We start from the raw sequence: 25,372 nt of genomic DNA, 5'->3' as shown, positions 1-25,372 counted from the left end.
CCGGCTCAAACAAAATGTCAGGCGCCCGCAATGCGAACGCCAGCCTCGGCCGCCGTGAGGCAGCTTGTCGGCTCGGGGCTCTTTGGCATGCAGTTTTGATGAAGTCTACTGTCGCGCTCGCCGCAGCCCGTCGCATTGCAGCATCTCTGCCGTGCGGCTGGGTCAGGCCGGAATTTCGTCGCTGTCCGCCAGCGCCAGGAAGCCGCCCGACTGGCGCGCCCAGAGCCGGGCATAGAGGCCGCCGCGCGCGACGAGCTCGGCATGGCTGCCGCTGTCGACGATTCTGCCCTTGTCGAGCACGATCAGCCGGTCGAGCGCCGCGATCGTCGAAAGCCGGTGGGCGATCGCGATCACCGTCTTGCCTTCCATCAACGTGGCGAGCTGGGCCTGGATCTCGGCCTCGACCTCCGAATCGAGGGCCGAAGTCGCCTCGTCCAGGATCAGGATCGGTGCATCCTTGAGCAGCACGCGGGCGATCGCGATGCGCTGGCGCTGGCCGCCGGACAGCTTGACGCCGCGCTCTCCGACCCGCGATTCGAAGCCCTTGCGCCCGTCCTGATCTGTCAGGCCGAGCACGAAGTCATGGGCGGCGGCGCGCCGGGCCGCCTCGGCGATCTCGGCCTGCGTCGCGCCGATCTTGCCATAGGCGATGTTGTCGCCGATCGAGCGGTGCAGCAGCGAATTATCCTGCGTCACCATGCCGATCTGGGACCGCAGCGATTCCTGCGTGACCCCGACGATGTCCTGCCCGTCGATCAGGATGCGGCCGCTTTCCAGCGGGTAGAGTCGCAGCAGGAGGTTGACCAGGGTCGACTTGCCGGCCCCGGACGGCCCGACCAGGCCGACCTTCTCGCCCGGGCCGATCGCGAGGTCGAGATCCTCGAACAGCCCCGTCTTGCGGCCATAGTTGAAGCGGACGTGCTCGAAGTGCACGGCGCCTTGAGTGACAGCCAGCGGCTTCGCGTCCGGCGCGTCGCTGAGATCGTGCGGCTTGGCGATCGTCTCCATGCTCTCCTGCACCGAGCCGATGTTCTCGAAGATGCCGCGCACGAGGTGGATCAGCCAGGTCGACATCTGGACGAGGCGCAGGACGAGACCGATTGACGCAGCCACCGCCCCGGGCGTCATTTCGCCCTGGCTCCACAGCATCAGGCACAGCCAGGCCGTCACCACGACGAGCAGGCTGTTCATCGTCTGCAGGATGACGCTGACCCCGGTGATCAGCCGCGACAGGTTGAGGAAGGAATCGTTCCAGCGCGTCAGCGAATCGCGCACCGCCGAGCGCTCGGCATCGGCGCGGGCGAAGAGCTTGACCGTGAGGATATTCGAGTAGGCATCGACGATGCGCCCGGTCGTGGTCGAGCGGCCGAGCGAGTTCGCCTCCGAGCGCTTCTTGGCGCGCGGCACGAAATAGACCAGCAGCGCGACATAGGCCGCGAGCCAGACGATCACCGGCAAAGCGAGCCAGAGGCTGGTCGAGCCGAAGAAGCCAATCGCCACCGAGGCGAAGATCAACGCGTACCAGAGATCGTCGATCACCTCGATGGTGGCGCCGCGAATGGCCTGGCCGGCCTGGATCACCCGCGCGGAGAGCCGGCCGGCGAAATCGTTCTGGAAATAGGAGAGCGCGTGGCCGAGCGTGTAGACATGGTTGCGCCAGCGGATCTGGTTGGTGATCTGCGGCACCACGACCTGGTCGACGATGGCGTGGTTGGCGAAATAGATCAGCGGCCGCACCACGACGACGAGGAAGGCCGCGCCAGCGAGCAGCCAGCCATGCTCGCGGAACACCGTCTGCGGCGACTGCGTGGTCAGCAGGTCGACGAACCAGCCGACCATCAGATACATCGCCGCCTCGATGCCGGAAAAACCGAGGCCGGTCAGCATGATCAGCGCCATCCAGCCCTTCACGCCCTTGATGTGGTGCCACATGAAGGGGAAGACGCCGCGCGGCGGCGTGCGGGTCTCGTCGAAGGGCTCGAAGACGTCGACGCGGCTTTCGAGGAACCGGAACAGCGGGGCGAACATGGAACCGCCCTCCTCGGACCGGCATGCTGGTGATGATGACGCCCTGCTATATGGGCCGCATGACAGCCGAGGGCCAGAGCATGGCCACACCGCAGCTTGACGCCCGCCGCGCGCCGGCCGCATGACGCAGGCCATGTTGCGCCTTGCCCTCTACCAGCCCGACATCCCGCAGAACGCCGGCACGATGATCCGCATGGCGGCCTGCCTCGGCATCGCCGTCGACATCGTCGAGCCGGCCTCCTTCGACGTCTCGGACCGCAATTTCCGTCGCTCGGGCATGGACTACCTCGAGCGCGCCGCGATCACGCGGCATATTTCCTTCGGCGCCTTCGAGAATTGGCGCCGCCAGGCCGGCCACCGCCTCGTGCTGGCCGAGACGGACGGCGCGACCGCCCATACCGAATTCGCCTTCCTGCCGGGCGATATCGTCCTGGTCGGGCGCGAATCGGCCGGTGTCCTGCCCGAGGTCGCGGCGGCGGCCGAGGCCAGCGTGCATGTGCCGATGCGCCCGGGCTTGCGTTCGCTCAATGTCGCGATCGCTGCCGCGCTGTTAGTTGGCGAGGCCTTGCGGCAGCTTGGCGGCTATCCCGGCCCGGCGGCCTGACGCGTTCGAACGAGTAGAGACATGCACAAGCAAGAGACCGCGAGCCAAAGCTTCGACCCTGCCACCGTGGAGGCGCTGAAGCCGCGTGCCGCCGCCTGGTTCGAGAGCCTGCGCGACCGCATCTGCGCCGCCTTCGAGGCGCTTGAGGACGAGGCCGTCGGCCCCTATCCGCCGGAGACCGCGACGCCCGGCCGCTTCGTCCGCACCCCCTGGCAGCGTCGCAACCATGACGGCGCGCCCGGCGGTGGTGGCGTGATGTCATTGATGAGCGGGCGCGTCTTCGAGAAGGTCGGCGTCCACGTCTCGACCGTGCATGGCACCTTCGCGCCGGAATTCGCCGGCCAGATCCCGGGCTCGGCCGAGGATCCGCGCTTTCATGCGACCGGCATCTCGCTGATCGCCCATCCCTGGAATCCGCACGCGCCGACCGTGCACATGAACACCCGCTTCGTCGTGACGACCAAGCCCTGGTTCGGCGGCGGCGCCGACCTGACGCCGGTGCTGGTGCGCCGCCGCGAGCAGGACGACCCGGACGCGCAGGCCTTCCACGCCGCGATGCGGGTGCCTTGCGAGGCCCATGCCGGCGTCGCCGACTATGCCCGCTTCAAGGCCTGGTGCGACGAATACTTCTTCCTGAAGCATCGCAACGAGCCGCGCGGCATCGGCGGCATCTTCTACGACTATGTCTGGAGCGGCGAGCCGGAGGCCGACCTAGCCTTCACCCGCGCCGTCGGCGAGGCCTTCCTCGACATCTACCCGAAGATCATGCGCGCCAATCTCGGCACGCCCTGGACCGAGGCCGACCGGCATGAGCAGCAGGTCCGCCGCGGCCGCTATGTCGAGTTCAACCTGCTCCACGATCGCGGCACGATCTTCGGCCTGAAGACCGGCGGCAATGTCGATTCGATCCTGTCTTCGCTGCCGCCGACGGTGCGCTGGCCGTGAAGCCATGGGTCCGCATGCGGCGCGATCTGGCGATGCCTGTACCGGCTCCGATCTGGCCTGCGGGATATCGCCTCGCGCCGTTCGCGACCGCCGACCTGCCGCTGCTTCATGACCTGCTGACGCTCGGCTACGGCCTCGGCGGCAGCCATGTCCCTCCGTTCGAGGATTGGCGGGCCGCCCTCCTGGCCGACAGCGATTTCGATCCGGCCCTGGTCTTCGTCGTCCGCGGCACCGGCGATGCCGTCGCCGCGATCTGCCTATGCTGGAGCTCGGCCTTCATCAAGGACCTGGTGGTCCATCCCTCGGCGCGACGGCAGGGTCTCGGGGAGGCCCTCCTCCGACAGGTCTTCACCACCTTTGCCGCCCGCGGCGCCGATGCCGTCGACCTCAAGGTCGAGCTCGACAACCCGACGGGTGCGAGGCGGCTCTACGAGCGCGCGGGGATGAAGGAGGTCGCCTGAGCACCGGACCGTTCCAAGGACCGTTCCAAGACCTGCCGGTCAGCGATTCGCCCCAGCGGCGGCCTCGCCCAGCATCCGCGATTGCGCCTCCCGCCCCGCCGGGCAGCCTGCCTCGATCCAGGCCTCGCGCGCCGCCTCGAGCACCTGTCCGACCTTCGGGCCGGCTCCGACACCGAGCGCCAGCACCTCCTTGCCGGTCGGCAGGAAAGGCGGCGTCCGAGCCAGTTCGGCGATCCGCGCTTGAATTTCAGTCGACGTGCCGTCGGGGCCCAGCAGCACCAGCCCGCCCGCGACGGCATCGGCTCCGATGCGGTGAGCCAGGCGGCGCAGGCCCGCGATCTCCGGCAGCGCGCCCTTGCCGGACAGCGCCTCCAACGCCGCGGCGATGCTTGAAATCCGCTCGAACTCGGCATTCGACAGCCGCAGCCGCTCGCGCAGCCGGAGCGTATCCTCGATAACGGAGACCGCCAGCGCCGCCAGCCGGAAGGCCGGGTAGACGCCCTCCCCCGCCTCCCCGGCGATCGCTGCGAAGCGCGAGAGACGGGGCACGCCGCCGATCACCGGCATCAGCAGCCCGGCGCCTGCCATCACCTGCAGGGTTTCTGCAGCACGCGGCGCGGCCAGCAGCTTGCGCAGTTCCGCCCAGACCCGCTCGCGCGACAGCCCCTCCAGCCCCGCGCGCCCAGCGATGCAGGCATCGAGCGCCACCCGATCCGGCTCGCCGCCACCGTAGCGGGCATGGAAACGGAAGAAGCGCAGGATGCGCAGGTAATCCTCCGCGATGCGTTGCCCCGCTGCGCCGATGAAACGCACCTTTCGCAGCGAAAGATCGGCCAGCCCGTCGGCATAGTCGTGCAGCCCGCCCCCCGCATCGAGGCCGAGCGCGTTGATGGTAAAATCGCGCCTGAGCGCGTCCTGCCGGAAATCGCGGCCGAAGGCGACGACGGCACGGCGCCCATCGGTCTCGACATCGCGGCGCAGCGTCGTGACCTCGAAAGGCATGCCGGCGACGACGACGGTGATCGTGCCGTGCTCGATCCCGGTTGGCACCGGCTTGAAGCCGGCCGCCTTGGCGCGGCGCACGGTTTCCTCCGGCAGCGCCGTCGTCGCGACGTCGATATCGGCCACCTCTTCGCCGATCAGCGCATTGCGCACCGCGCCGCCGACGATGCGCGCCTCCTCGCCGTCCCGGTTCAGCGTCGCCATCAGCGCCGCGACCTCCTCCTGCGCCAGCAGCGGCGCGAGGCGGCCGTGCTCAGGGTTTGTCATTGAACTGGCCCGGCACCAATCGGCCGTCCTCGACATGCGGCGGCACGAAGGCACCGGTATGCCGTGGCGCGACGATACCGGCATAGATGAAGGAGCCGATGCCGAAGACGAGCCCGACCACCGAGAGCCAGAACAGATGGCCGCTCCAATGCTCGACATCGAACGGATTACGCCGCCGGATCACGAGATAGCCCGCGAACAGGCAGAAGGGCAGGACGAAGAGCAGGAACTCCTCGATCAGCGTGCGCAGCATCAGGCGTGACCTATCCCCAAGAGCACCATGCCGAAGGCGGGGTTGCGATACTCGAACGGCATCATGCTCCTCTCACGACTCTCCGGCGGCGAGGCGCTCGTAAAGATTGCGGATCATCCCCGCCGTCGCGCCCCAGATATAGTGACCCTCATGCGGCATCGCATAGTAGGTGCGACGTCGCCCATTCCATTCGCGACCATGACGCTGGTGATTGGCCGGGTCCATCAGGAAGGAGAGCGGGGTCTCGAAGGCCTCGTCGACCTCATGCGGATTGATCGTCAGCACAAGCGGCGGCTCGACCAGCCCGACCACCGGCACGACACGATAGCCGGTGCCGGTCAGATAGGCGTCGAGATAGCCGACGGTGCGGACCTTGTCGCGTGCCAGCCCGATCTCCTCTTCCGCCTCGCGCAGCGCCGCGACTAGCGGCGAGCCGTCGACCGCATCCACCCGCCCGCCGGGGAAGGCGACCTGTCCCGAATGATTGCGCAGCGCGGTCGCCCTCTGCGTCAGCAGCATGGTCGGCCCGGCAGGATGCAGCACGATCGGGATCAGCACCGCCGCTTCGATCGCAGCCGCCTCGTCGGGGATTTCGACCGGCTCCTCCTGCAGGTCATGGTCGCCGCGCGGCCGGGCGATCAGATCGCCATAGGCCGGCGGCTGGGCGCGCAGCCGCCCCGCCAGAATGTCGGCGATGTCGGAGAAATCCCAATCCTGCCCCTGCCGCAGCAGCCGCCCCGAAACCGGCATCACAGTCCCTCGATCTCGCTCGCCGGAGCGACCACGTAGAACGCCCCGGCGACCGCGATGCCGAACTGCGCGACGCCGTCGACCTCCCGGATCTCGCCGAGCGCCAGCAGGTCATAGGTCAGGGCCCGCGTCACACGCGCCCAGAGGTCGCGCCGGACATGGACATAGGGCTTCACCCCGTCGCCGGCAGAGCGTTCGAAACGAATCGGGTGCTTGGCATCGACGCTCACGACCTCGTCGACCTGCGTCCTGAAAGCGATACTGCGCCCGTCCGCGTCGCCCGAGACCGCCATCTCGACCGCCTGGAACGGCGCATCCTCGACCTTGATTCCGACTTTCTCGACCGGGGTCACGAGAAAGTAATCGCCGCCCTCGCGCCAGAGCACCGAGGAGAAGAGCCTGACCAGAGCCGGTCGGCCGATCGGCGTGCCCAGGTAGAACCAGGTGCCGTCGCTGGCGATGCGCATGTCGAGATCACCGCAGAAGGGCGGGTTCCAGCGCTCCACCGGCGGTAGTCCGCGCGCTTTTCCACCGCCCAGCGCGCCCAGCAACCGGTCCATGGCGCTTCCCGTCTCACTCATCTGTGACCCATGTCCTGCCTGCGGCCTGCTTGTTGCATCGCCTTCTCGCCTTGAACTCTACATAATCGTGAAGCGCACTATTGTGCACCGCCGCTCTCAGGCCCCTTGAGCCGGCATCGCGCCGGGGCCACAGTTCTGGATTACACCTCATGGCCGCGCCGCGGCGAGGCTGAAGGAGATCGCCATGGTGGCGCAAGCCCGCGCACAAGCCCAGGAAGCTGGAGCCCCGATCAATCTCGACGACGGTGTCGTCGAGGCGGCCGAGGCGGCCCTCGCCGCCATCGGCGCCGCCCGCGACGAGATCGGCCAGGTGATCTTCGGCCAGCAGAAGGTCGTCGACCTCTCGCTGGTCACGCTGCTCGCCGGCGGTCACGGCCTCTTGGTCGGCGTGCCCGGCCTCGCCAAGACCAAGCTCGTCGAGGCGATGGGCACGGTGCTCGGCCTCTCGGCGCGCCGGGTTCAGTTTACCCCGGACCTGATGCCATCCGACATTCTCGGCTCCGAGGTCCTCGACGAGAGCGCCGACGGCAAGCGCCATTTCCGCTTCATCCGCGGCCCGGTCTTCGCTCAGCTGCTGATGGCCGACGAAATCAACCGCGCCTCGCCGCGCACCCAGTCGGCGCTGCTCCAGGCGATGCAGGAGCATCATGTCACCGTCGCCGGTGAGCGCCATGATCTGCCGGCGCCCTTCCATGTCCTCGCGACCCAGAATCCGATCGAGCAGGAGGGCACCTATCCGCTGCCCGAGGCGCAGCTCGACCGCTTCCTACTCCAGATCGACGTCGACTACCCCGATCGCGAGGCCGAACGCCGCATCCTGCTCGAAACCACCGGTGCGACCGAGCACAAGCCGGTGCAGGCGATGACCGCCGAGACGCTGATGTCGACGCAGCGGCTGGTGCGGCGCCTGCCGGTCGGCGAGGCGGTGGTCGACGCCATTCTCGACCTCGTCCGCTCGGCCCGCCCGGGCGATGGCGACAAGGCGATCACCGACAAGCTCGCCTGGGGTCCGGGCCCGCGCGCCAGCCAGGCGCTGACGCTCGCCGCCCGCGCCCGCGCCCTGGTCGAAGGCCGCCTCGCGCCCTCGATCGACGATGTCGCGGCCCTTGCGGGACCGGTGCTGAAGCACCGCATCGCATTGACCTTCGCCGCCCGAGCCGATGGCGAGACCGTCGAAAGCGTCGTCGCCAGGCTGGTGGAGCGCCTGGGGTGAGGAAAAGCTGATGCTGCGCACGCGCGTCCTCGGACCGGCCGAACGCCAGCCGGCCCGGGCGGTCCTCAAGGCCTCGCTCGATCTCGCCGCCCGCCTGCCGCGGCTGGTGCTCGAGGCGCGCCGGGTCTCGGCCAGCGTGCATGGCATCCATGGCCGCCGGCGCTCCGGCCCCGGCGAGACCTTCTGGCAGTATCGGCCTTTGGTCACCGGCGAATCCGCCTCGCGCATCGACTGGCGCCGTTCGGCCAGAGATGGCCATCTCTTCGTGCGCGAGCGCGAATGGGAGGCCTCGCACGCGATCTGGCTGTGGATCGACCGCTCGGCCTCGATGGGGTTTTCCTCTTCGCTCGCCCAGGCCAGCAAGGTCGACCGCGCCCTCGTCGCCGGCTTCGCGCTGGCCGAAGCGCTGGTCGAGGGTGGCGAGCGCGTCGGCCATATGGGCCTGACCCGGGCGCTGGCCTCGCGCCGCATCGTCGAAACCCTGGCGCAGGCGATCCTGGCAGACAGGGATGGCGGGCAAGCCGATCTGCCGCCGGACCAGCCGCTACCGCGCCTCGCGGAAGCCATCCTGATCACCGACGCGCTCACCCCGGCCGAAGGTCTCGCCAGGCGCATCGCCACCATGGCGAGCAGCGGCGCCAGGGGGCACCTCCTGCTGATCGTCGACCCGATCGAGGAGACCTTTCCCTTCTCCGGCCAGGCCGAACTCTTCGATCTCGAGGACGGGCTGTCACTGCGCGTCGGCGATGCCGGCGCCTGGGGCGAGGAATATCGCCAGCGCCTGCAGGCACATCGCGACGCCATCCGCGAGGCCTGCCGCCATGCCGGCTGGACCCTGACCCTGCACCGCACCGACCGGCCGGCCAGCGAGGGCGTGCTGCGCATCGCCAGCCTGATCGCCGCTTCGCGAGGGGTGGGGTCATGAGCATGAGCGCTCGTCATTACCTTCTTCGTCATCCTGGGCGACCGAAGGCCGGCCCGGGATCCATCGAAGGGCACCAAGCTCCACGATGGGTCCCGACGCTACGCTTCGCTCCGGCCAGGATGACGGCGGTCTGTTGGTCGAACTCTTGCGTGGGGGCCAGGTCATGCTGAGCTCCCTGCCGATCGCCTTCTCCGCTCCGCTGGCCCTGATCGCGCTGGCTCTGCTGCCCGCGCTCTGGCTGATCCTGCGGGTGACGCCGCCCCGGCCGCGGCGGATCGACTTCCCGCCGCTGAAGATCATGCGCGACCTCGTCGCCAAGCGCGAAATGCCGGCCCATACGCCCTGGTGGCTGCTGGCGCTGCGCATGACCGTGGCGGCGCTCGCGATCCTCGCCGTCGCCGGCCCGGTCTGGAATCCGGTGCGCGACACCGCGGCCCTGCGCGGCCCGCTGCTGCTGGTGATCGACAATGGCTTCGGTGCCGCGACCGACTGGACCGAGCGGCTCGCCATCGCCGAGAACCGCGTCGCCGCCGCGGCCCGCGACGGCCGCGCCGTCGCGCTGGTCGGCCTCGCCGAAGCCCCGGCCGACATCGCGCTGTCCGAGCCGCGCGCCGCGGTCGAACGCCTGCGCGCCTTCTCGCTGCAGCCTCATGCTCCCGATCGCGGCGCGCATCTCCAGCGCCTAGAAGCCTTCTGGCGGGCCCAGGCGCAGGCCGAGACCGTCTGGATCGCCGACGGGCTCGGGCTCGGCGGCGACGAAGATTTCCTCGCGAGGATGCGGCAGGAAGCCTCGGCGGGGCGCCTGTCGATCCATACCAGCCCGGCCGACCAGCTCGCTCTGGCGGCGCCGGAGAATCTCGCCGGCGCGCTCACCGTCAAGGTGCTGCGTCCGAGCCTGAATGCCGCCGCCAGTGGCCAGGTCAGGGCGCTCGACCTCAAGGGCCTGCCGCTCGGCGATGCGCCCTTCGTCTTCGGCGCCAGCGAATTGCAGACCAGCGCCCGGCTCACCCTGCCGATAGAGGTCCGCAACGCCGTCTCCCGGCTCGAGATCACCGGCGAGCGCAGCTCCGGGGCCGTCGCCTTGCTCGATGACCGCGCCAAGCGCCGCCGCGTCGGCATCGTCTCCGGCACCACCGCCGACACCGCCCAGCCCCTGCTCTCACCGACCTATTACGTCTCACGGGCGCTCTCGCCCTTCGCCGAGATCCGCGAGCCGCGCGCCGGCTCGATCGATCCGATCGGCGAGCTGCTGGCCCAGAACCTCTCCGTCCTGGTACTGGCCGATATCGGCGCGCTCGATCGCGACACCGCCGACAAGGTCAACGCCTTCATCGAACGCGGCGGCGTGCTGCTGCGCTTCGCCGGCGCGCGCCTCGCCGCCGCTTCCGACGAGCTGACGCCGGTGCGCCTGCGCCGCGGCGGCCGCACGCTCGGCGGCGGCCTGTCCTGGGAGACACCGCGCAAGCTCGCCCCGTTCAACCGCGAGAGCCCCTTCTTCGGCACCCAGATCAGCGACGAGATCCGCGTCAGCCGCCAGATCCTAGCCGAGCCCGAGGCCGACCTCGCCCGCAAGACCTGGGCGGCTCTGGAGGACGGCACGCCGGTCGTCACCGGCGAGCGCCGCGGCGACGGCATGCTCGCGATGATGCACGTCACCGCCGACACCACCTGGTCGAACCTGCCGCTCTCGGGCCTGTTCGTCGAGATGCTGCGCAAGATCGTCGCTCTCTCCGGCACCGATGCCGCAGAGGCGCAGGCCGGCGACGCCAGGATCGAGACCCTGTCCCCGACCCGCGTCCTCGACGGGCTCGGCGCCTTCCGCAGCCCGCCGGTGACGGCCCAGCCGGTGCCGCGCAGCTTCACCGGCCGCGCCATCCTGGCGCATCCGCCCGGTATCTACGGACCCAGCGACGGAACCATGGCCGTGAACACGCTCGTTCCGGCCGACAATCTCGCCGCGCTCGACCTCGCCTCCCTCGGCGCACCGTTGCTGCCGGTCGACCAGCCGGTCGCCAAGGACATCAGGCCGCTGCTCCTCGTGCTGGCGCTGGTTCTACTCGTCATCGACACGCTGGCAACGCTCTGGCTCGGCGGCCGGCTCAATATCGCGCGCCGCCGCGCCGCGCCGGTCACTCTCCTGCTCGCCCTCGGCTTCGGCCTGCTCGCCCTGCCCCAGCCTCTGCAGGCGCAACAGCCCGCCCCGGTCCCCGCGGCGCCGGCCGACCAGCGCCCGCCGATCCCGCGCGAACTCTTCGCCGCCGGCGCGGTGACGCGCCTCGCCTATGTCGTCACCGGCGACAAATCGGTCGACGAGATGTCGAAGGCCGGGCTGGCCGGCCTCAACATCGTGCTCGGCGCCCGCACCGCGCTCGAACCGGGCGAGGCGGTCGGCGTCGACATCGCCCGCGACGAGCTCGCCTTCTTCCCGATCCTGTACTGGCCGGTCGTCGCCGGCCGGCCGATCCCCTCGGCCGAGACCCTGCGCAAACTCGAAGCCTATATGAAGGGCGGCGGCCTCGTGATCTTCGACACGCGCGACGCGATGAGCGCCCGGCCCGGCGGCGGCGCGACGCCCGAGGGCGACCAGCTCCGCCGCATGCTCCAGACCCTCGACATCCCGGAGCTGGAGCCGATCCCGCGCGACCACGTCCTGACCAAGACCTTCTACATCCTCGATAATTTCGTCGGCCGCTACGATACCGGCACGACCTGGGTCGAGATCCTGCCGCCCGCGGGTGAGGACGGCCGGCGCCCGGCCCGCGCGGGCGACAGCGTCTCGCCGATCGTCATCACCTCGAACGATCTCGCCTCGGCCTGGGCCGTCGGCCGGCGCGGCGAGGCGCTCGTCCCGATGTCGGGTTCCGATCCGCGCCAGCGCGAAATGGCGCTGCGCGCCGGCGTCAACCTCGTGATGTACGCCCTCACCGGCAACTACAAGGCCGATCAGGTCCATGTCCCGGCCCTGCTGGAAAGGCTGGGCCAGTGATGCGGCGGACCGGCATGGGATTGGAATTCTAGCCGATGTGGAGCCTGACCTTCGCCCCGCTGGTGCCGCTGCCTCTGCTGATCGGGCTCGCCGTGCTGGCTGCGCTCGCCGCCGGCGCGGCGCTGGTGCTCGCCGGCCGCAGCGCCATCCTGCGCGCCCTGGCGCTGACCGTGCTGACGATCGCGCTGGCCGACCCATCTCTGGTCTTCGAGGAGCGTGAGCCGGTCAAGGACGTCGTCGCCGTCGTCGTCGACCGCTCCGGCTCGAACCGCCTCGCCGATCGCAGCGCGCAGACGCAGGCCGCCCAGGCCGAGGTCGAGAGTCAGCTGCGCGGCCTCAGCGGCGTCGAGGCGCGCACCGTCGAGGTCAGCGACGCGCAGGGCGCCGGCGACGGCACGAGGCTGTTCGAGGCGCTGGCCTCCAGCCTCGCCGATGTGCCTTCCGAGCGCGTCGCGGGCGCGATCGTAATCACCGACGGCCTCGCCCATGACGCGCCGGCCAATGCCGAAGCGCTCGGCCTGCGCGCACCGCTGCACGTCCTGACCACCGGTCGTGAGCGCGAGATCGACCGGCGCATCGTGCTCGTCGACTCGCCGCGCTTCGGCATCGTCGGCAAGGACCAGAACATCCGCCTGCGGGTCGTCGAGAAGGGCGGCCCCGGCCGCGCCGCGCTGACCGTGCGCCGCGACGGCGAGGTCATCGCGCGCCGCGAGGTCATCGCCGGACAGATTGTCCAGGTGCCGGTCAGGATCGATCGCGGCGGGCCGAACGTCGTCGAGATCGAGGCCGCCCCGCTCGACAACGAGCTGACGCTCGCCAACAACCGCGCCGTCATCACCATCGAAGGCGTGCGCGACAAGCTGCGCGTGCTCCTGGTCTCCGGCGAGCCGCATCCCGGCGAGCGGACCTGGCGCAACCTGCTCAAGGCCGACGCCAATGTCGACCTCGTCCACTTCACCATCCTGCGCCCGCCGGAGAAGCAGGACGGCACGCCGATCAACGAGCTCTCGCTGATCGCTTTCCCGACGCGCGAGCTGTTCCAGGTCAAGATCAAGGATTTCGACCTGATCATCTTCGACCGCTACGCCAATCAGTCGATCCTGCCGCTGCTCTACTTCGACAACATCGTCCGCTATGTCCGCGAGGGCGGGGCCCTGCTGGTCGCCGCCGGCCCGGAATATTCCGGCTCGCAATCGCTGGCGCGCACGCCGCTCGGCCAGATCCTGCCGGCACAGCCCGATGGCAGCGTCATCGACGAGGCCTATCGCGCCCGCGTCAGCGAGCCCGGCCGCCGCCACCCGGTCACCCGCGACCTGCCCGGCGCCGAGGTCGAGCCGCCGCGCTGGGGCGAATGGCTGCGCATGGTCGGCGCCCGCGCCCGCACCGGCTCGGCCGTGATGACCGGCCCCGGCGAGCGCCCGCTGCTGATGCTGGCGCGCGAGCAGAAGGGCCGCGTCGCGCTCTTCCTCTCCGACCATGCCTGGCTCTGGGCCCGCGGCTTCCGCGATGGCGGCCCGCATCTCGACCTGCTGCGCCGGCTCGGCCACTGGCTGATGAAGGAGCCCGATCTCGAGGAGGAGGCGCTGCGCGCCGTGGCCCGCGGCCGCAATCTCGAGATCGAGCGCCAGACGCTGGGCGACGCGCCGGCCCCGGCGACGATCACCGCCCCGGATGGCTCGACCCGCATTGTGCCCTTCGAGCCCGGCCGCCCCGGCCTGTTCACCGCCCGCACCGCGACGAGCGAATTCGGCCTGCACAAGATCACCGCCGACAATCTCACCGCCTTCGCCAGCGTCGGCCCGGAGAATCCGCGCGAGCTGATGGAGGTGGTCAGCGACCCCAGCCAGCTGCAGGCGCTGGCGGAAGCGACTGGCGGTTCCTCGCGCCGCATCGGCCAGGAGAACGGCTCCGGCGTCGGCGTGCCGCGCATCGTGCCCGTGCGCTCGGGCCGGCAATTCGCCGGTGCCGACTGGATCGGCCTGCGCATCAGCGATTCCGGCATCGTCCGCGGCGTGCAGATCTCGCCGCTGTTCATCGGGCTGATCGGGCTCGCTCTGCTCTTCGGCGCGCTGGTCGCCGGCTGGATCGGCGAGAGCGGCCGAAGATTCCGTAAGGAAAGCTAACCCGCACCGTCATTCCGGGGCATGCCGCAGGCATGAACCCGGAACCCACGACCGGGTGAGCCTTATGCCGCACCGTGTTCATGGCGTGTCACCTGGTCGTGGGTTCCGGGTTCGCCCTGCACGGCGAACCCCGAATGACGACAGAGAGCCCGGTCCTACCGCAGCGCCGTCACCGCGCCGCTGCGCCTGGCCAGAACGCCCTCGACGAGCTCCAGCGCCAGGAAGCGGCCGGGATCGGCCGGCCCGGGCAGAACGAGCTGGCCGGGCCTGACCGGCTTGAAGCCGAAGCGCGCATAATAGGGCGCGTCGCCGACCAGCAGGATCAGTTCGTGGCCCAGGCCGCGCGCCGCCTCGATCGCCGCGTTCATCAGGGCCCCGCCGATGCCCCGACCCTCGAAGGCCGGATCGACCGTCAGCGGCCCGAGCATCAGCCCGGGCTCGCCGCCGGCGAGGATCGGCGTCACCCGGACCGAGCCGACCAGGAAGGTGCCGACATGGCTGGCGAAGGAGAGCGCCGGCTCGTGCGGCCGGCCCTCGCGCAGACGCGACGCGGTACGGGCGAAGCGGCCCGGCCCGAAAGCGCGCTCGTGCAGGCGCTCGATCGCCGCGGCGTCGCCCGGCACTTCTTGGCGGATGGTCAGAGGCAGGGAGGTCATGATCGGCAGCGGGATGGCGGAATTTGCATGAAATGGCAATCGTGTGGTGGCTGCGAATCCCGGCGGCGTCAGACCGGCCTAGCCCAGAGGTCCTGATGACCGATCCGACCTGAGCTCGCCTTGGCGCGGACGGCGAGCCAGCTCGCGATCGTTTCCGCATCGACATGGCCGGTCTCGGCCACCGCCGCGGCAATGCCGGCCGTGAGCTCGCGTGTCAGCGCCGCGCTGCCGGCGTCGAGCATCCAGGGGCTCTCGCCCACGGTGACGGCGCAGCCGGACTTGCGGAAGGCCTGCGCCAGCGTCTCCGTCGCCTCCGGTCCGGCGGCCGGGCCGAAGCCCTTGTCGCTGTGCTGGTGATGGTTGAAGGCGGCGAGCATCCGGGCATCAGCCGGATGGGCCGGTTCCCAGCTCTCGCGCCCGTCATAGGTCAGCGCCGTGTAGAGCGGCAGCCGCTGGCTCACCAGCGAGGCGACGAAGCGCTCGAGCCAGCGCGCCGAGGTCAGGTCGAACAGCGCGGCGGCGGTGACGAGGTCGGGTTGCCAGCCCAGCACCCATTCGAGATCGGTGTTGAGATCGGCCTTGCGGAAATCGACGGTCAGCGATTTCTCGCCCTTGCGCAGCACCAGCTCCTCACCGAGCGCCTCCGCTTCATCGGCCCAGGCGGTCAGGCGTTCGCGCGCCACCGCCAGCAGGCGCGGATCGAAATCGACCAGCGTCCAGTATTGCCGCGCCGGCAGCACCGAATAGGTACCGCGCAGATTGGAGCCGGCGCCGCAGCCGAGGTCGATCACCGTCAGCGACTGTCGGCTGGCGAAGGCGGCACCGACCGCAGCCAGCACCTGCGGATTGCGGGCGGCATGGTCGGCCGGCTCGCGCAGAGCGAGCCAATCCGGGGAGAATCCACTCATGGCGACACCATCGCACAAGTTTGCGCGACGATCGTCGCGGTGTCTCGCCAGCGCGGCAATGCATCCGCTGCATGCCAGGCCGCATCGGAGCGTCTTTTGCGCTCCCCGGCATCGTCGAGCAGGCGGAGAAGCCCGGCCCGCAGCGCCGCTGCATCCCCGGGCGGAACCTTGAGCGCCGCCGCGTCCGGCGCCGTCTCGGCCGCCGCGCCGCCGGTCGTGCACAGGATCGGGAGGCCGCGGGCAAGGGCTTCGGTCAGCACCATGCCATAGCCCTCGAACAGCGAGGGCATGACGAAGAGATCGGCACCGCCATAGGCCGCCGCCAGCGTCTTCTGGTCGACCGCCCCGGCAAGATGGACGCGATCGCCGAGGCCGGCACCGGCGATCTGCGCGGCCAGTGCCGCCGCAGTCTCTGGAGCCCGATCGGCCGCGCCGATGATGGTCAGGCGCCAGTTTCGATCCGCGAGCCCGGCAAGCGCCGCGACCAGCACGTCATAGCCCTTTCGCGGCACCAGCGAGCCCACGGCCAGCAGTTGCAGCGGCGCCCCGGTCGGCGAGCCGGAGGCGCGCGGTGCCGGATCGACGCCGGGCTCCGCCACGGTGATCCGCGCTTCCGGCACGAAGAAATCCGCGACCAGCAGGCGCTTGGTGTTCTGGCTGGTGGCGATCACGGCGCTGGCATGGCGGAGCGCCGCCGTCTCCCGGGCCAGCAGGGCCGCAGCCCGCTCCGGGGAAAGCCCAGCCTCGAGCCCGAGCGGGTGATGCACCAATGCGACGACGCGTCCGGCGAGCCCGGCGGCGATGCCTTCCGGGAAGGCGCCATAGGCGAGCCCGTCGATCAGCAGCACGCTGTCATAGGGCTGCGACAGGATCGCCCTGCCGGTCTCGGCGAGCTCCGCCTCGCTCGGCGCCGGAAACCCGCCGGGCAGCGCGAGATGGCGCGACGCGACACCCATCTGCGCCCATTCCGCCAGCAGCCGCCGGTCATAGGCGTAGCCGCCGGTCGGCAGCGAAAGGTCGCCGGGAATGGCGAAGGCGATCTCGCTCACGCGAGGGCGCCCTCATAGCTGGCGCGGGCGAGGTCGGTCTCGTGCAGGGTGACGCGGATCTTCGCGAGATCCGCGGCATCCGCGCCGAGCTTGCCGGAGCGCGCCGCCGCCGCGATCGCGTCGAAAATGTACTTGCAGAGGAATTCGGTGGTGGTGAGCACGCCCTGGAACTGCGGCAGCGTGTCGAGGTTCTTGTAGTTAAGCGGCTTCAGCGTCTCGTTCAGCACCGTCAGCGCCGCGCCGATATCGACCACCACGTTCTGCCGGGTCAGGTTCTCGCGGAAGAAGGCGACATCGACGACGAAGGTCGCGCCATGCATGGCCTGCGCCGGGCCGAAGAAGGGATCGGGCAGCGAATGGCCGATCATGATGCGGTCGCGGACTTCGACGGAAAACATGGGCAGCCTCCTTCAGCCCAGTCTGCTTAAGCCCGTCGCGCGTTTCTGCCTACCCTTCAAGATCAATAGCGCAGCACCGCCGTGATGCCCTTGCCCGCGAACAGTGCCGGCAGCCGCGCCGGCGCCTCTCTGAATCCGATCTCCTCCGAGATTAGCGCATCGAGCCGCTCGTCGGCCAGCAGCGCGAGCGCTGCCTGCGTCCGGCGCGCATAATCGAAGCGCGGCCGGCGCGACGGTGAAACCTGCCCGACCTGCGACGAGACCAGTTGCAGTCGCTTCGCATGGAACGCCCCGCCCAACGGGGCCGCGACCGCACCTTCGCCATACCAGCTCAATTCGACGATCCGCGCCTCGAAACCGGCGGCGCCGATCGCGGTCGCAAGTCCGGCCGCGCTGGCGCTGGTATGGAAGACGAGATCGGCCTCTCCGGGGCAGTCCGGTGGCTGGGCGAAGCCGAAGCCGAGCGTCTCTGCCAATGCAGCGCGGGCGGGGTCGAGATCGACCAATGTCACCTCTGCGCCCGGTAGCTGCGCGGCAATGAAGGCGGTCAGCAGGCCGAGCACGCCGCCGCCGACCACGACGATCCGATCGGCCGGACCGGAACCGGCATCCCAATGCGCGTTGAGCGCGGTTTCCATATTGGCGGCGAGCATGGCCCGCCGCGCCGGTACCGCCTTCGGCACGAGCGCGAGCCGGCTGGCCGGCACCACGAAGCGATCCTGATGCGGGTAGAGGCAGAACACCGTTTCGCCGAGCAGGTGCGCCGGCCCCGCCTCCACGATCCCGACGGCGCAGTAGCCGTACTTCACCGGGAACGGGAATGCCCCCTCCTGGAACGGCGCCCGCATGCGCTCATGTTCGGAAACGGGCACGAGCCCTTCGAAGACCAGCCGCTCGGTGCCGCGGCTGACACCGCTCCAGCATGTCCTGACAACGCAGTCCTGCGGCCCGGCCTTCGCCAGCTCGACCTCGTTCAGGACGCATTCACGCGGTCCGACATACCAGAGCGCGGTTGCAGCCACATTGCCGCTTGCCTCGGCGGCCATTGCCGGTTCAATCACGCTGCACCTCCGCGACGTTCCCTGCCAGCTTCCGCCCGGCCCATCGCATGACAGAGACCGCCATGAACCAGCGCCCCGGTCCGAACACGTTCCAGGCGACGGCGCAAGAGCGCAATGATGCCAGCCACGGCACTGGCTTCACGCCGGCCGGCCTGCAGCGCATCGCGACCCTGCGCCTGCGCCGGCTGCTGGTCGCAGGCCTCAACCTCGCGACGCTCGCCGCCCTGCTCTACGGCCTTGTCCATGTGCTCTCGGCCGGCGGCTGGAGCCTCGCCGACATCGTGATCTTCATCGCCTTCCTGTTCGGTGCGCCCTGGACGGTGCTCGGCTTCTGGAACGCCGCGATCGGTCTCTGGCTGCTGCATGGCGTCGAGGACGGGCTCGAACGCGTCGCGCCCTTCGCGGCGGCCGGCGACGAGGCGACCCCGCTCGCCATCCGCACAGCGATCCTGATGACCCTGCGCAACGAGGACCCCGCCCGTGCCTTCCGCCGGCTCGCCATCGTCAAGCAGAGCCTCGACTCCACCGGCCAAGGCGCCTGGTTCGACTATTTCGTGCTCTCCGACACCGACGATCCGGCGGTCGCCGCAGCCGAGGAGAAACTCGCCGCCGCCTTCGCCGCCAGGATCGGCGACACCTCGCGCCTGACCTATCGCCGCCGGACCGACAACACCGGCTACAAGGCCGGCAATGTCCGCGACTTCTGCGAGCGCTGGGGCGACCGCTACGAGCTGATGCTGCCGCTCGACGCCGATTCCGTGATGTCGGGTCCGGCCATCCTCGCCTTGACCCGGATGATGCAGACCTGGCCGAAGCTCGGCATCCTGCAGAGCCTCGTCGTCGGCATGCCCAGCAAATCCGCCTTCGCGCGCATCTTCCAGTTCGGCATGCGCCACGGCATGCGCCCCTACACCATGGGCTCGGCCTGGTGGATCGGCGATTGTGGCCCGTTCTGGGGCCACAACGCCATGGTCCGGATCGCGCCCTTCCGCGACGCATGCCATCTGCCGGTGCTCCCCGGCGGCCCGCCACTCGGCGGTCCTGTCATGAGTCATGACCAGGTCGAGGCGACGCTGATGCGCCGCGCCGGCTACGAGGTCCGCGTGCTCCCGGTTGAGATGGGCAGCTGGGAGGAGAACCCGCCGACCATGCTCGAATTCGCAAGGCGCGACCTGCGCTGGTGCCTCGGCAACCTGCAATATCTCAAGCTGATGGACATCCCCGGGCTCAAGATCATGAGCCGCTTCCAGCTCGCCTGGGCGATCCTGATGTTCATCGGCCTGCCGGCCTGGACGTTGATGATCGCGCTCTTGCCACTCAAGGTCTGGCAGGATCGCGGCATTCTCAATTATCCCGCCGGCTTCGCCGCCTTCCTCTATGTCCTGTTCTTCGCGATGTATCTCTCGCCGAAGCTCGCCGGCTTTGCCGATATCCTGCTCAGCAAGGGCGGCACGAAGCGCTATGGCGGCACCGGCCGCTTCGTCGTCTCCTCGCTGATCGAGGTCGTCTTCGCCTTCCTGCAAGGCGCGGTCTCGACCTTCCGCACCACGATCTTCATGGTCGGCCTCGCCGTCGGCAAGGCGAGGATCGGCTGGAACGGCCAGGCCCGCGACGCCCATGCGCTCTCGCTCGCCACCGCCTTCGAAGGCCTGTGGCCGCATCTGCTCTTCGGCCTCTACATTTTCGGCACGCTCGCTCTGCTCTCGCCGACCGTGCTGATCTGGTCGCTGCCGCTGACGGCCGGCTATGTCCTCGCGATCCCCTTCGCCATGCTGACCGCCTCGCCGGCACTCGGGCGCTGGTTCGCGCGCCGCGGCCTTTGCGGCATCCCCGAGGATTTCGATCCGCCGCCCGAGCTCGTCGCCATCCAGGCGGGTGAGCCGAAATGAAGCCGGTCGCCTACCCCAGGGGCACGGCGAAGAGCCTGTCGCGCTCGCTGCGCGTCTACCATGGCGATAGCGCCCGCAATGCCGCCATGGACGCGCTCTATGCGCGCTTCCTGATGGCTGGCGAGCTTGCCTTCGACATCGGCTCGCATGTCGGCGACCGCGTCTCCAGCTTCCGCCGGCTCGGCGCACGCGCCGTTGCGCTCGAACCGCAGCCCGGACCGGCCCGCGCCATCCGCCTGATCCATGGCCGCGATCCCGACGTCACCCTGGTCGAAGCGGCCTGCGGCGACCGGCCGGGCATGGTGACGCTGAAGGTCAACAGCGCCAACCCGACGGTCTCGACCGTCTCGACCGATTTCGTCGGCGCCGCCGTCGACGCCGATGGCTGGCGCGAGCAGATCTGGGATCGCGAGTTCGAGGTGCCCTGCACCACGCTCGACATGCTGATCGGCCAGCACGGTATGCCGGCCTTCATCAAGATCGACGTCGAGGGCTTCGAGGCTCATGTCCTCGCCGGCTTGACGCGGCCGGTTCCGGCACTCTCCTTCGAGTTCACCACCATCCAGCGCGACGTCGCCGAGGCCTGCCTCGCTTTGGTCGCGGCGCTCGGCCCCTATCGCTTCAATGTCGCGCTGGGCGAAAGCCAGATTCTGGTCTTCCCGAAGGCGGTCGACGCCGAGACGATGGGCAGCTATCTGCGCGGGCTGCCGCATGCGGCGAATTCCGGCGACGTCTACGCGATGCTGACGCGCTGAAGGCGGCGATCCGAGCGGCCTCACCGATGAACCCGTGCCACCGCGCGCTTTCACCGGCGCACGGCCTTCTTTATGAAGCCTTGGGATGCGGGCCGGCGCCAGCCAGCCTGCGTTCATCTCGCCGTGCTCAGCATGGCGGCCCGCTCCGCTTTCGAAGGATGGACATGCTCAGCCTCGCCCGCCCGTTCGCCATTTCGCTCGCTTTGCTGATCTCCGCCGCTACCGGCCATGCCGCCAGCGACGTCGCCGTCGAGGTGAAGAACGAGTCGGAGCCGGTGCTCTGCGCCGAGAAGGACAACGTCACCATCAAGGCGATCTCGCCCGAGGTCCGGCGTTTCCGCATCGAGGCCGCCCATCCGGCCTATATCGTCGGCCTCCAGCGCGACAACTGGGACGCCGACTGGACCGATTGCGACATGACCGGCGATCCGGTCTTCAAGGCGCCCGTGCCGCCACAGCGCATCACCTTCTATGAGAGCATCGAATACTGGCTGGTCGGCTACACTTTCGAGAGCTTCTGGCGTCCGGCGGACACGACCTTCCGGGTCGGAGACCGTGTCGAGAAGGGCCTGCACCTCGTCCAGCTCTGGAAGCTCGGCAAGACCGGCTCCTATGAGGTGCTGGTGGTCTACCCGCAGGACGGCTACTGGCGCGTCCGGCCGCTGCCGCCGCCGCAGCTCTCCGCCGCCGCCTACGGCTCCTCCTTCCTGTTCGGGCCGATCGAGCAGGACGGCGCGCGTCCTGTCGTCAACATCAAGGAGATCGCCTTCGACCCGAAGACGCTCTCCTTCAACCTCGCCTTCAAGGACGGCTCCTCCGGCACGCTCAAGCTCGACAGCGTCGACCAGGACCGCATGGTGCTCGACGCCGTGCTCGACAGGCCGGTGACCGGCGGCAAGGCCTTCGCCGCGCTGCGCTCGATGTATGTCACCGAGTTCAACAACGACGTCGCCCGCATCGCCATCCGCGAGCCCGGCGCCAAGGGCTGGCGCGAGGAAGCGCTGATGCCCTTCGCCGGCAGCAAGGCAACCGATATCTGGATGGGCCGCGCCACCCATTCACGCCACAACACCTCCTCGCCCGACATGGTCTTCCGCAGCTTCTCGAAGGACCCGAACCCGCCGGCCAAGCCGGAGGCAAAGAAGTAGCGTCACTCGAGCGACCCCCTCGACGGTCATCCCGGACAAGCCGCGTCAGCGGCGCCGATCCGGGATCCATGCCTGAACGGTTCCGGCATGGATCCCGGGTCTCCCTCCGGTTGTCCGGGACGACCAGTGTCCCGATACAAAGGTGAGTGATCGGACAGGCCGGCTCATGGACACCACCATCCTGAGCCTCGCCTTTGGCGCAGCGCCGGCAGGCTTCGCTCGCCGCGTGGGTCTCCCCGGCGGCCGTTGAGCCCCGGCAATCGCGAGCGCAGACCGCGCATTCCGGAACGGAGTGCCACCAGTCGCGTTATCGACATGACGCGGCCGACGGATCGGACTAGCTTGCCTCGGCTTAAATCCACTGAAGAGACCTTCATGCCTCGCTTTGCCGCCAATCTCTCGATGATGTTCAACGAATGGGCCTTCCTCGACCGCTTCAAGGCGGCCTCGGATGCCGGTTTCGACGCCGTCGAGTTCCTCTTCCCTTATGAACATCCGGCGGAGAAGGTCGGTCTTGCGCTGGCCGGCGGCGAATTGGAGCAGGCCTTGTTCAACCTGCCGCCCGGCGACTGGAACAATGGTGAGCGCGGCATGGCGGCGATCCCCGGCCGCGAGGCAGAGTTCCGCGCCGGCATCGAGACCGCTCTCGCCTACGTCCATGAGACCGGCGTCAAGCGCCTGCACATGATGGCCGGCCATGCCGACCCCAAGGACCCGGCCGCGCAGAAGGCCTATCGCGCCTCGATCGCCTATGCCGCCGACAAGCTCGGCGAGCACGGCATCGACCTGCTGCTCGAGCCGATCAACGGCAAGGACATGCCGGGCTACTTCCTGAATGATTTCGACCAGGCAGCGGCCTATGTCCGCGAATCCGGCCGGCCCAACGTCAAATTGCAGTTCGACATGTATCATTGCGAGCTGATCCATGGCGATGTCGGCGCCCGCCTCGAAGCGCTCTACCCGCTCGTCGGCCATGTCCAGATCGCCAATGCCGAAGGCCGGCACGAGCCCGACGGCACCAAGCCCGACTATGCGAAGCTCTTCTCCCAGCTCGACTCGCTCGGCTATGCCGGCTGCGTCGGCTGCGAATACCGCCCCCGCGCCGGGACGCTGGAAGGGCTCGGCTGGTTCGCACCCTGGAAGAGGCGCGCTTGATCCCCGCCGTCGCCCTGCCCTGCCCCGTCCTAATCGCCGATATCGGCGGCACGAACTGCCGGCTGTCGCTGCTGGCGGAGCATGGCGCGGCGCCGGAAGCGCTCGCCCGTATCAGCACCGGCGCCTTTCCGACCCCGGAGCAGGCGCTGGAATCGGTCCTTTCGACATTGCACACCAGGCCGCGCTCGGCGGTTCTGGCGGTCGCCGGCCCGCTCCATGGCCATTCCGCCCAGCTGACCAATGCCGGCTGGTATTTCGACGGGCCGAAACTGGCGCAGGCGCTGCGGCTCGAGCAGGGCCTGCTGGTCAATGATTTCGAGGCGCTGGCGGCAGCCCTCGCCGTGCTCGGCGCAGAGGATGTCGTCACGCTGGTCGCCGGCCAGCCGGAAGCGACGGGGCCGCGGCTGGTGCTCGGCCCCGGCACCGGATTCGGCGCCGCAGCCCTGCTGCAGCGCGGCGAGGCCTGCGTGCTCGTCCCGACCGAATGCGGCCATATCGGAATCGGCCCGGAGGATCCGGCGGAGGTGAAGCTCTGGCCGGCCCTGTCGGAAGGATTGCCGCGCGTCACGATCGAGGCGCTACTGCGTGGTGACGGGCTCGTCCGCTTCCACCGGGCAGTCGCGCAGCAATCGGGACTCGCGGAACCGGATATCAGCGCGGCCGACGTCACCACCCTCGCCCTTGACGGCAACCCAGCCGCGCTGATGGCGGTGATCTGCTTCTGGCGGCTGCTCGCTCGCGTCGCCGGCGATCTGGCGCTCGCCTTAAAGGCGACCGGCGGGGTCTATCTCGCCGGCGGCATCGCTCCGCGCATCCTGCCGCTCGCCGACAAGGCGACGCTCCAAGCCGTCTTCAGCAGCAAGCCGCCGGTCGAGGATCTCGCCGCGCGTTTTGCGCTGCATGTGATCACCGCCGATGCCGCCGCCGAACGTGGCGCCGCCGCGATTGCCTGCGAGCCGGCACGTTTCGGGCTCGACGACCCCGCCCGGTTGTGGTTTGCGTGAACGCGCTGCGGCTCTCCTGACGCCGCAGTGCTCCTTTTCCCGCTTCCGAGCCGCTCACATCTTGTCCCAGCTCTACGGCATCCAGGTCCTGCGCGCCTTCGCGGCACTGATGGTCGCCGTGCACCATGTCCAGTCCGACGCCGTCTTCCTGGCCGGCCGGGCCGGCACGGCCTTCTCGCCTTCGGACATCCTGCCCTGGAACGCCGGCGTCGACCTGTTCTTCGTCATCTCCGGCTTCATCATGGTGCACGCTTCCTCCGACCTGTTCGGCCAGGCCGGCAGCGCGCGCCTGTTCCTCGCCCGGCGCATCGCCCGGATCGTCCCGCTCTACTGGGCGGCGACGACGCTCTTCCTGCTGGTGATGCTCGCCTCGCCGGCCCTGCTGAATTCGGGCGCGCCGGGTGCCGGGCAGATCCTCGGCTCCTATCTGTTCTGGCCCCTGCCCAATGCGGCCGGCGAGATCCAGCCGGTCTATTCGCTGGGCTGGACGCTGAACTACGAGATGCTGTTCTACGCGCTGTTCGGCGCGGCCCTGCTGCTCCCGGCGCGCCTGGTCGTGCCGGCGACTGCGCTCGCGCTGTTCGGCCTCGTCGCCACGCAAGCGGCGGTCCCCCTGCCCCTGCCCTTCGGCTTCTGGGGCCAGCCGATCGTGCTCGAATTCGCCGGCGGCATGGCGATCGCGCTGCTGCGCAACCATGGTCTGCGTCTCGAAGGCCGCCTGCGCTGGCTGATGGTCGTCGCGGGCGTCGCGATCCTGATCGCAGCGACCGGCAGCGAGTGGGCGCAGACGCCCTGGGGTTCGCTCGCTTTTCGCGGTCCGGCCGCGCTGCTCCTCGTCACCGCCGCGGCCTGCGGGCGCGGCCAGTCGGCCCCTTCGGCGCTGGTGCGCCAGCTCGCCCGGCTCGGCGACGCCTCCTACGCGCTTTACCTCGTCCACCCCTTCGCCATGCGGGCCATGCGCGAGCTCTTCCTGCGCATCGCCCCCGGAGCGACGGGATTCTTCGTCGTCGCGGCCTTGCTGGTCGCCGTCCTCGCAGCCCTTGCGGTCTATCGCTGGTTCGAGAAGCCGATGACGAAGCTGTTGCGGCGTCTGCTGCGCGCCTGACGGCGCGCACCTCGCTTCCACCTCATCCTGAGGAGCGGCCGCAGGCTGCGTCTCGAAGGATGCTCCAGACCGCGGCGGGACCTCCGAGATCATCCTTCGAGACGGC

General features: G+C 69.5%; 23 protein-coding genes. 13 read left to right on the top strand and 10 right to left on the bottom strand.

The genetic code is table 11. The annotated features are described in order from the left end of the window. Nucleotides 1–162 precede the first annotated feature (162 nt). Nucleotides 163–2,028 carry an ABC transporter ATP-binding protein gene (locus J0J10_RS14995; RefSeq protein WP_291647252.1) on the bottom strand — a complete coding sequence of 622 codons (1,866 nt, stop codon included), beginning with the start codon at nucleotides 2,026–2,028 and terminating at the stop codon, nucleotides 163–165. Nucleotides 2,029–2,161: 133 nt separating this feature from the next. On the opposite strand from J0J10_RS14995, the gene J0J10_RS14990 reads away from it, so the two are divergent. Genes J0J10_RS14990 through J0J10_RS14980 form a run of 3 tightly spaced genes read left to right on the top strand, consistent with a single transcriptional unit; the run spans nucleotide 2,162 to nucleotide 4,038 of the window. Further along, complete coding sequence (locus tag J0J10_RS14990) at nucleotides 2,162–2,632, top strand: tRNA (cytidine(34)-2'-O)-methyltransferase (protein WP_291647251.1); 471 nt, start codon at nucleotides 2,162–2,164, stop codon at nucleotides 2,630–2,632. Nucleotides 2,633–2,653: 21 nt separating this feature from the next. Continuing rightward, nucleotides 2,654–3,577, top strand: coding sequence for an oxygen-dependent coproporphyrinogen oxidase (hemF, locus tag J0J10_RS14985; protein ID WP_291633299.1), 924 nt, complete (start codon nucleotides 2,654–2,656; stop codon nucleotides 3,575–3,577). Between the two features lie 32 nt (nucleotides 3,578–3,609). Beyond that, the gene (locus J0J10_RS14980; RefSeq protein WP_291647250.1) at nucleotides 3,610–4,038 is read left to right on the top strand and encodes a GNAT family N-acetyltransferase; all 429 of its coding nucleotides are present in this window, start codon (nucleotides 3,610–3,612) and stop codon (nucleotides 4,036–4,038) included. A 39-nt stretch (nucleotides 4,039–4,077) separates the two neighbouring features. Here J0J10_RS14980 and J0J10_RS14975 read toward each other — a convergent pair whose 3' ends face one another. The 4 genes from J0J10_RS14975 to J0J10_RS14960 all read right to left on the bottom strand — a co-directional run bounded on the left by J0J10_RS14975 (nucleotide 4,078) and on the right by J0J10_RS14960 (nucleotide 6,891). Further along, nucleotides 4,078–5,307 (bottom strand): CCA tRNA nucleotidyltransferase, encoded by a 1,230-nt coding sequence (locus tag J0J10_RS14975; RefSeq protein ID WP_291647249.1) that lies wholly within the window; start codon nucleotides 5,305–5,307, stop codon nucleotides 4,078–4,080. Continuing rightward, the gene (locus J0J10_RS14970) at nucleotides 5,294–5,560 is read right to left on the bottom strand and encodes a DUF6111 family protein (RefSeq protein ID WP_291633294.1); all 267 of its coding nucleotides are present in this window, start codon (nucleotides 5,558–5,560) and stop codon (nucleotides 5,294–5,296) included. The genes J0J10_RS14975 and J0J10_RS14970 overlap by 14 nt, the downstream gene beginning before the upstream one ends. A gap of 72 nt (nucleotides 5,561–5,632) precedes the next feature. Beyond that, nucleotides 5,633–6,310: a CoA pyrophosphatase gene (locus J0J10_RS14965; RefSeq protein WP_291633292.1), complete on the bottom strand. Its 678-nt coding sequence runs from the start codon at nucleotides 6,308–6,310 to the stop codon at nucleotides 5,633–5,635. Beyond that, entirely contained in the window at nucleotides 6,310–6,891 is a 582-nt protein-coding gene (locus J0J10_RS14960) for a DUF1285 domain-containing protein (RefSeq protein ID WP_291647248.1), read from the bottom strand. The genes J0J10_RS14965 and J0J10_RS14960 overlap by 1 nt, the downstream gene beginning before the upstream one ends. A gap of 184 nt (nucleotides 6,892–7,075) precedes the next feature. Here J0J10_RS14960 and J0J10_RS14955 point away from each other — a divergent pair, with 184 nt between their 5' ends. From J0J10_RS14955 to J0J10_RS14940, 4 genes are all read left to right on the top strand, one after another. Next, nucleotides 7,076–8,104: an AAA family ATPase gene (locus tag J0J10_RS14955; RefSeq protein ID WP_291633288.1), complete on the top strand. Its 1,029-nt coding sequence runs from the start codon at nucleotides 7,076–7,078 to the stop codon at nucleotides 8,102–8,104. A 10-nt stretch (nucleotides 8,105–8,114) separates the two neighbouring features. Beyond that, nucleotides 8,115–9,029, top strand: coding sequence for a DUF58 domain-containing protein (locus J0J10_RS14950; protein ID WP_291633286.1), 915 nt, complete (start codon nucleotides 8,115–8,117; stop codon nucleotides 9,027–9,029). A 166-nt stretch (nucleotides 9,030–9,195) separates the two neighbouring features. Continuing rightward, the gene (locus tag J0J10_RS14945; protein ID WP_291647345.1) at nucleotides 9,196–12,015 is read left to right on the top strand and encodes a DUF4159 domain-containing protein; all 2,820 of its coding nucleotides are present in this window, start codon (nucleotides 9,196–9,198) and stop codon (nucleotides 12,013–12,015) included. Between the two features lie 35 nt (nucleotides 12,016–12,050). Further along, nucleotides 12,051–14,138, top strand: coding sequence for a hypothetical protein (locus J0J10_RS14940; protein ID WP_291647247.1), 2,088 nt, complete (start codon nucleotides 12,051–12,053; stop codon nucleotides 14,136–14,138). 155 nt (nucleotides 14,139–14,293) lie between these two features. Here the strand turns inward: J0J10_RS14940 and J0J10_RS14935 are convergent, their stop codons facing one another. The 5 genes from J0J10_RS14935 to J0J10_RS14915 all read right to left on the bottom strand — a co-directional run bounded on the left by J0J10_RS14935 (nucleotide 14,294) and on the right by J0J10_RS14915 (nucleotide 18,210). After that, nucleotides 14,294–14,794, bottom strand: a complete 501-nt coding sequence (locus J0J10_RS14935) for a GNAT family N-acetyltransferase (RefSeq protein WP_291647246.1) — start codon at nucleotides 14,792–14,794, stop codon at nucleotides 14,294–14,296. A gap of 68 nt (nucleotides 14,795–14,862) precedes the next feature. Continuing rightward, complete coding sequence (locus J0J10_RS14930; protein ID WP_291633281.1) at nucleotides 14,863–15,702, bottom strand: class I SAM-dependent methyltransferase; 840 nt, start codon at nucleotides 15,700–15,702, stop codon at nucleotides 14,863–14,865. Further along, nucleotides 15,699–16,751, bottom strand: a complete 1,053-nt coding sequence (locus J0J10_RS14925; RefSeq protein WP_291647245.1) for a glycosyltransferase family 4 protein — start codon at nucleotides 16,749–16,751, stop codon at nucleotides 15,699–15,701. Before J0J10_RS14925 ends, J0J10_RS14930 begins: the two co-directional genes overlap by 4 nt. Continuing rightward, nucleotides 16,748–17,149, bottom strand: coding sequence for a 6-pyruvoyl trahydropterin synthase family protein (locus J0J10_RS14920; protein ID WP_291633277.1), 402 nt, complete (start codon nucleotides 17,147–17,149; stop codon nucleotides 16,748–16,750). Before J0J10_RS14920 ends, J0J10_RS14925 begins: the two co-directional genes overlap by 4 nt. A 62-nt stretch (nucleotides 17,150–17,211) precedes the next feature. Beyond that, nucleotides 17,212–18,210, bottom strand: coding sequence for a zinc-dependent alcohol dehydrogenase (locus tag J0J10_RS14915; RefSeq protein WP_291647244.1), 999 nt, complete (start codon nucleotides 18,208–18,210; stop codon nucleotides 17,212–17,214). A gap of 62 nt (nucleotides 18,211–18,272) precedes the next feature. Here J0J10_RS14915 and mdoH point away from each other — a divergent pair, with 62 nt between their 5' ends. The 6 genes from mdoH to J0J10_RS14885 all read left to right on the top strand — a co-directional run bounded on the left by mdoH (nucleotide 18,273) and on the right by J0J10_RS14885 (nucleotide 25,266). Beyond that, nucleotides 18,273–20,099: a glucans biosynthesis glucosyltransferase MdoH gene (gene mdoH / locus J0J10_RS14910; protein ID WP_291647243.1), complete on the top strand. Its 1,827-nt coding sequence runs from the start codon at nucleotides 18,273–18,275 to the stop codon at nucleotides 20,097–20,099. Then, nucleotides 20,096–20,854, top strand: coding sequence for an FkbM family methyltransferase (locus J0J10_RS14905; protein WP_291647242.1), 759 nt, complete (start codon nucleotides 20,096–20,098; stop codon nucleotides 20,852–20,854). Before mdoH ends, J0J10_RS14905 begins: the two co-directional genes overlap by 4 nt. A 164-nt stretch (nucleotides 20,855–21,018) precedes the next feature. Continuing rightward, on the top strand, nucleotides 21,019–22,002 hold the full coding sequence (locus J0J10_RS14900) for a hypothetical protein (protein WP_291647241.1): 984 nt from the start codon (nucleotides 21,019–21,021) through the stop codon (nucleotides 22,000–22,002). Between the two features lie 375 nt (nucleotides 22,003–22,377). Beyond that, the gene (otnI, locus tag J0J10_RS14895; RefSeq protein WP_291647240.1) at nucleotides 22,378–23,157 is read left to right on the top strand and encodes a 2-oxo-tetronate isomerase; all 780 of its coding nucleotides are present in this window, start codon (nucleotides 22,378–22,380) and stop codon (nucleotides 23,155–23,157) included. Next, entirely contained in the window at nucleotides 23,154–24,161 is a 1,008-nt protein-coding gene (locus J0J10_RS14890; RefSeq protein WP_291647239.1) for a glucokinase, read from the top strand. The genes otnI and J0J10_RS14890 overlap by 4 nt, the downstream gene beginning before the upstream one ends. A gap of 61 nt (nucleotides 24,162–24,222) precedes the next feature. Then, entirely contained in the window at nucleotides 24,223–25,266 is a 1,044-nt protein-coding gene (locus J0J10_RS14885) for an acyltransferase family protein (RefSeq protein WP_291647238.1), read from the top strand. Nucleotides 25,267–25,372: the final 106 nt, after the last annotated feature.

The organism is Allobosea sp., assembly GCF_017308075.1.
Classification (GTDB): Bacteria; Pseudomonadota; Alphaproteobacteria; order Rhizobiales; family Beijerinckiaceae; genus Allobosea.
Note: the sequence above shows the minus strand (reverse complement) of the source record. Positions and strands in the feature narration are given on the sequence as shown.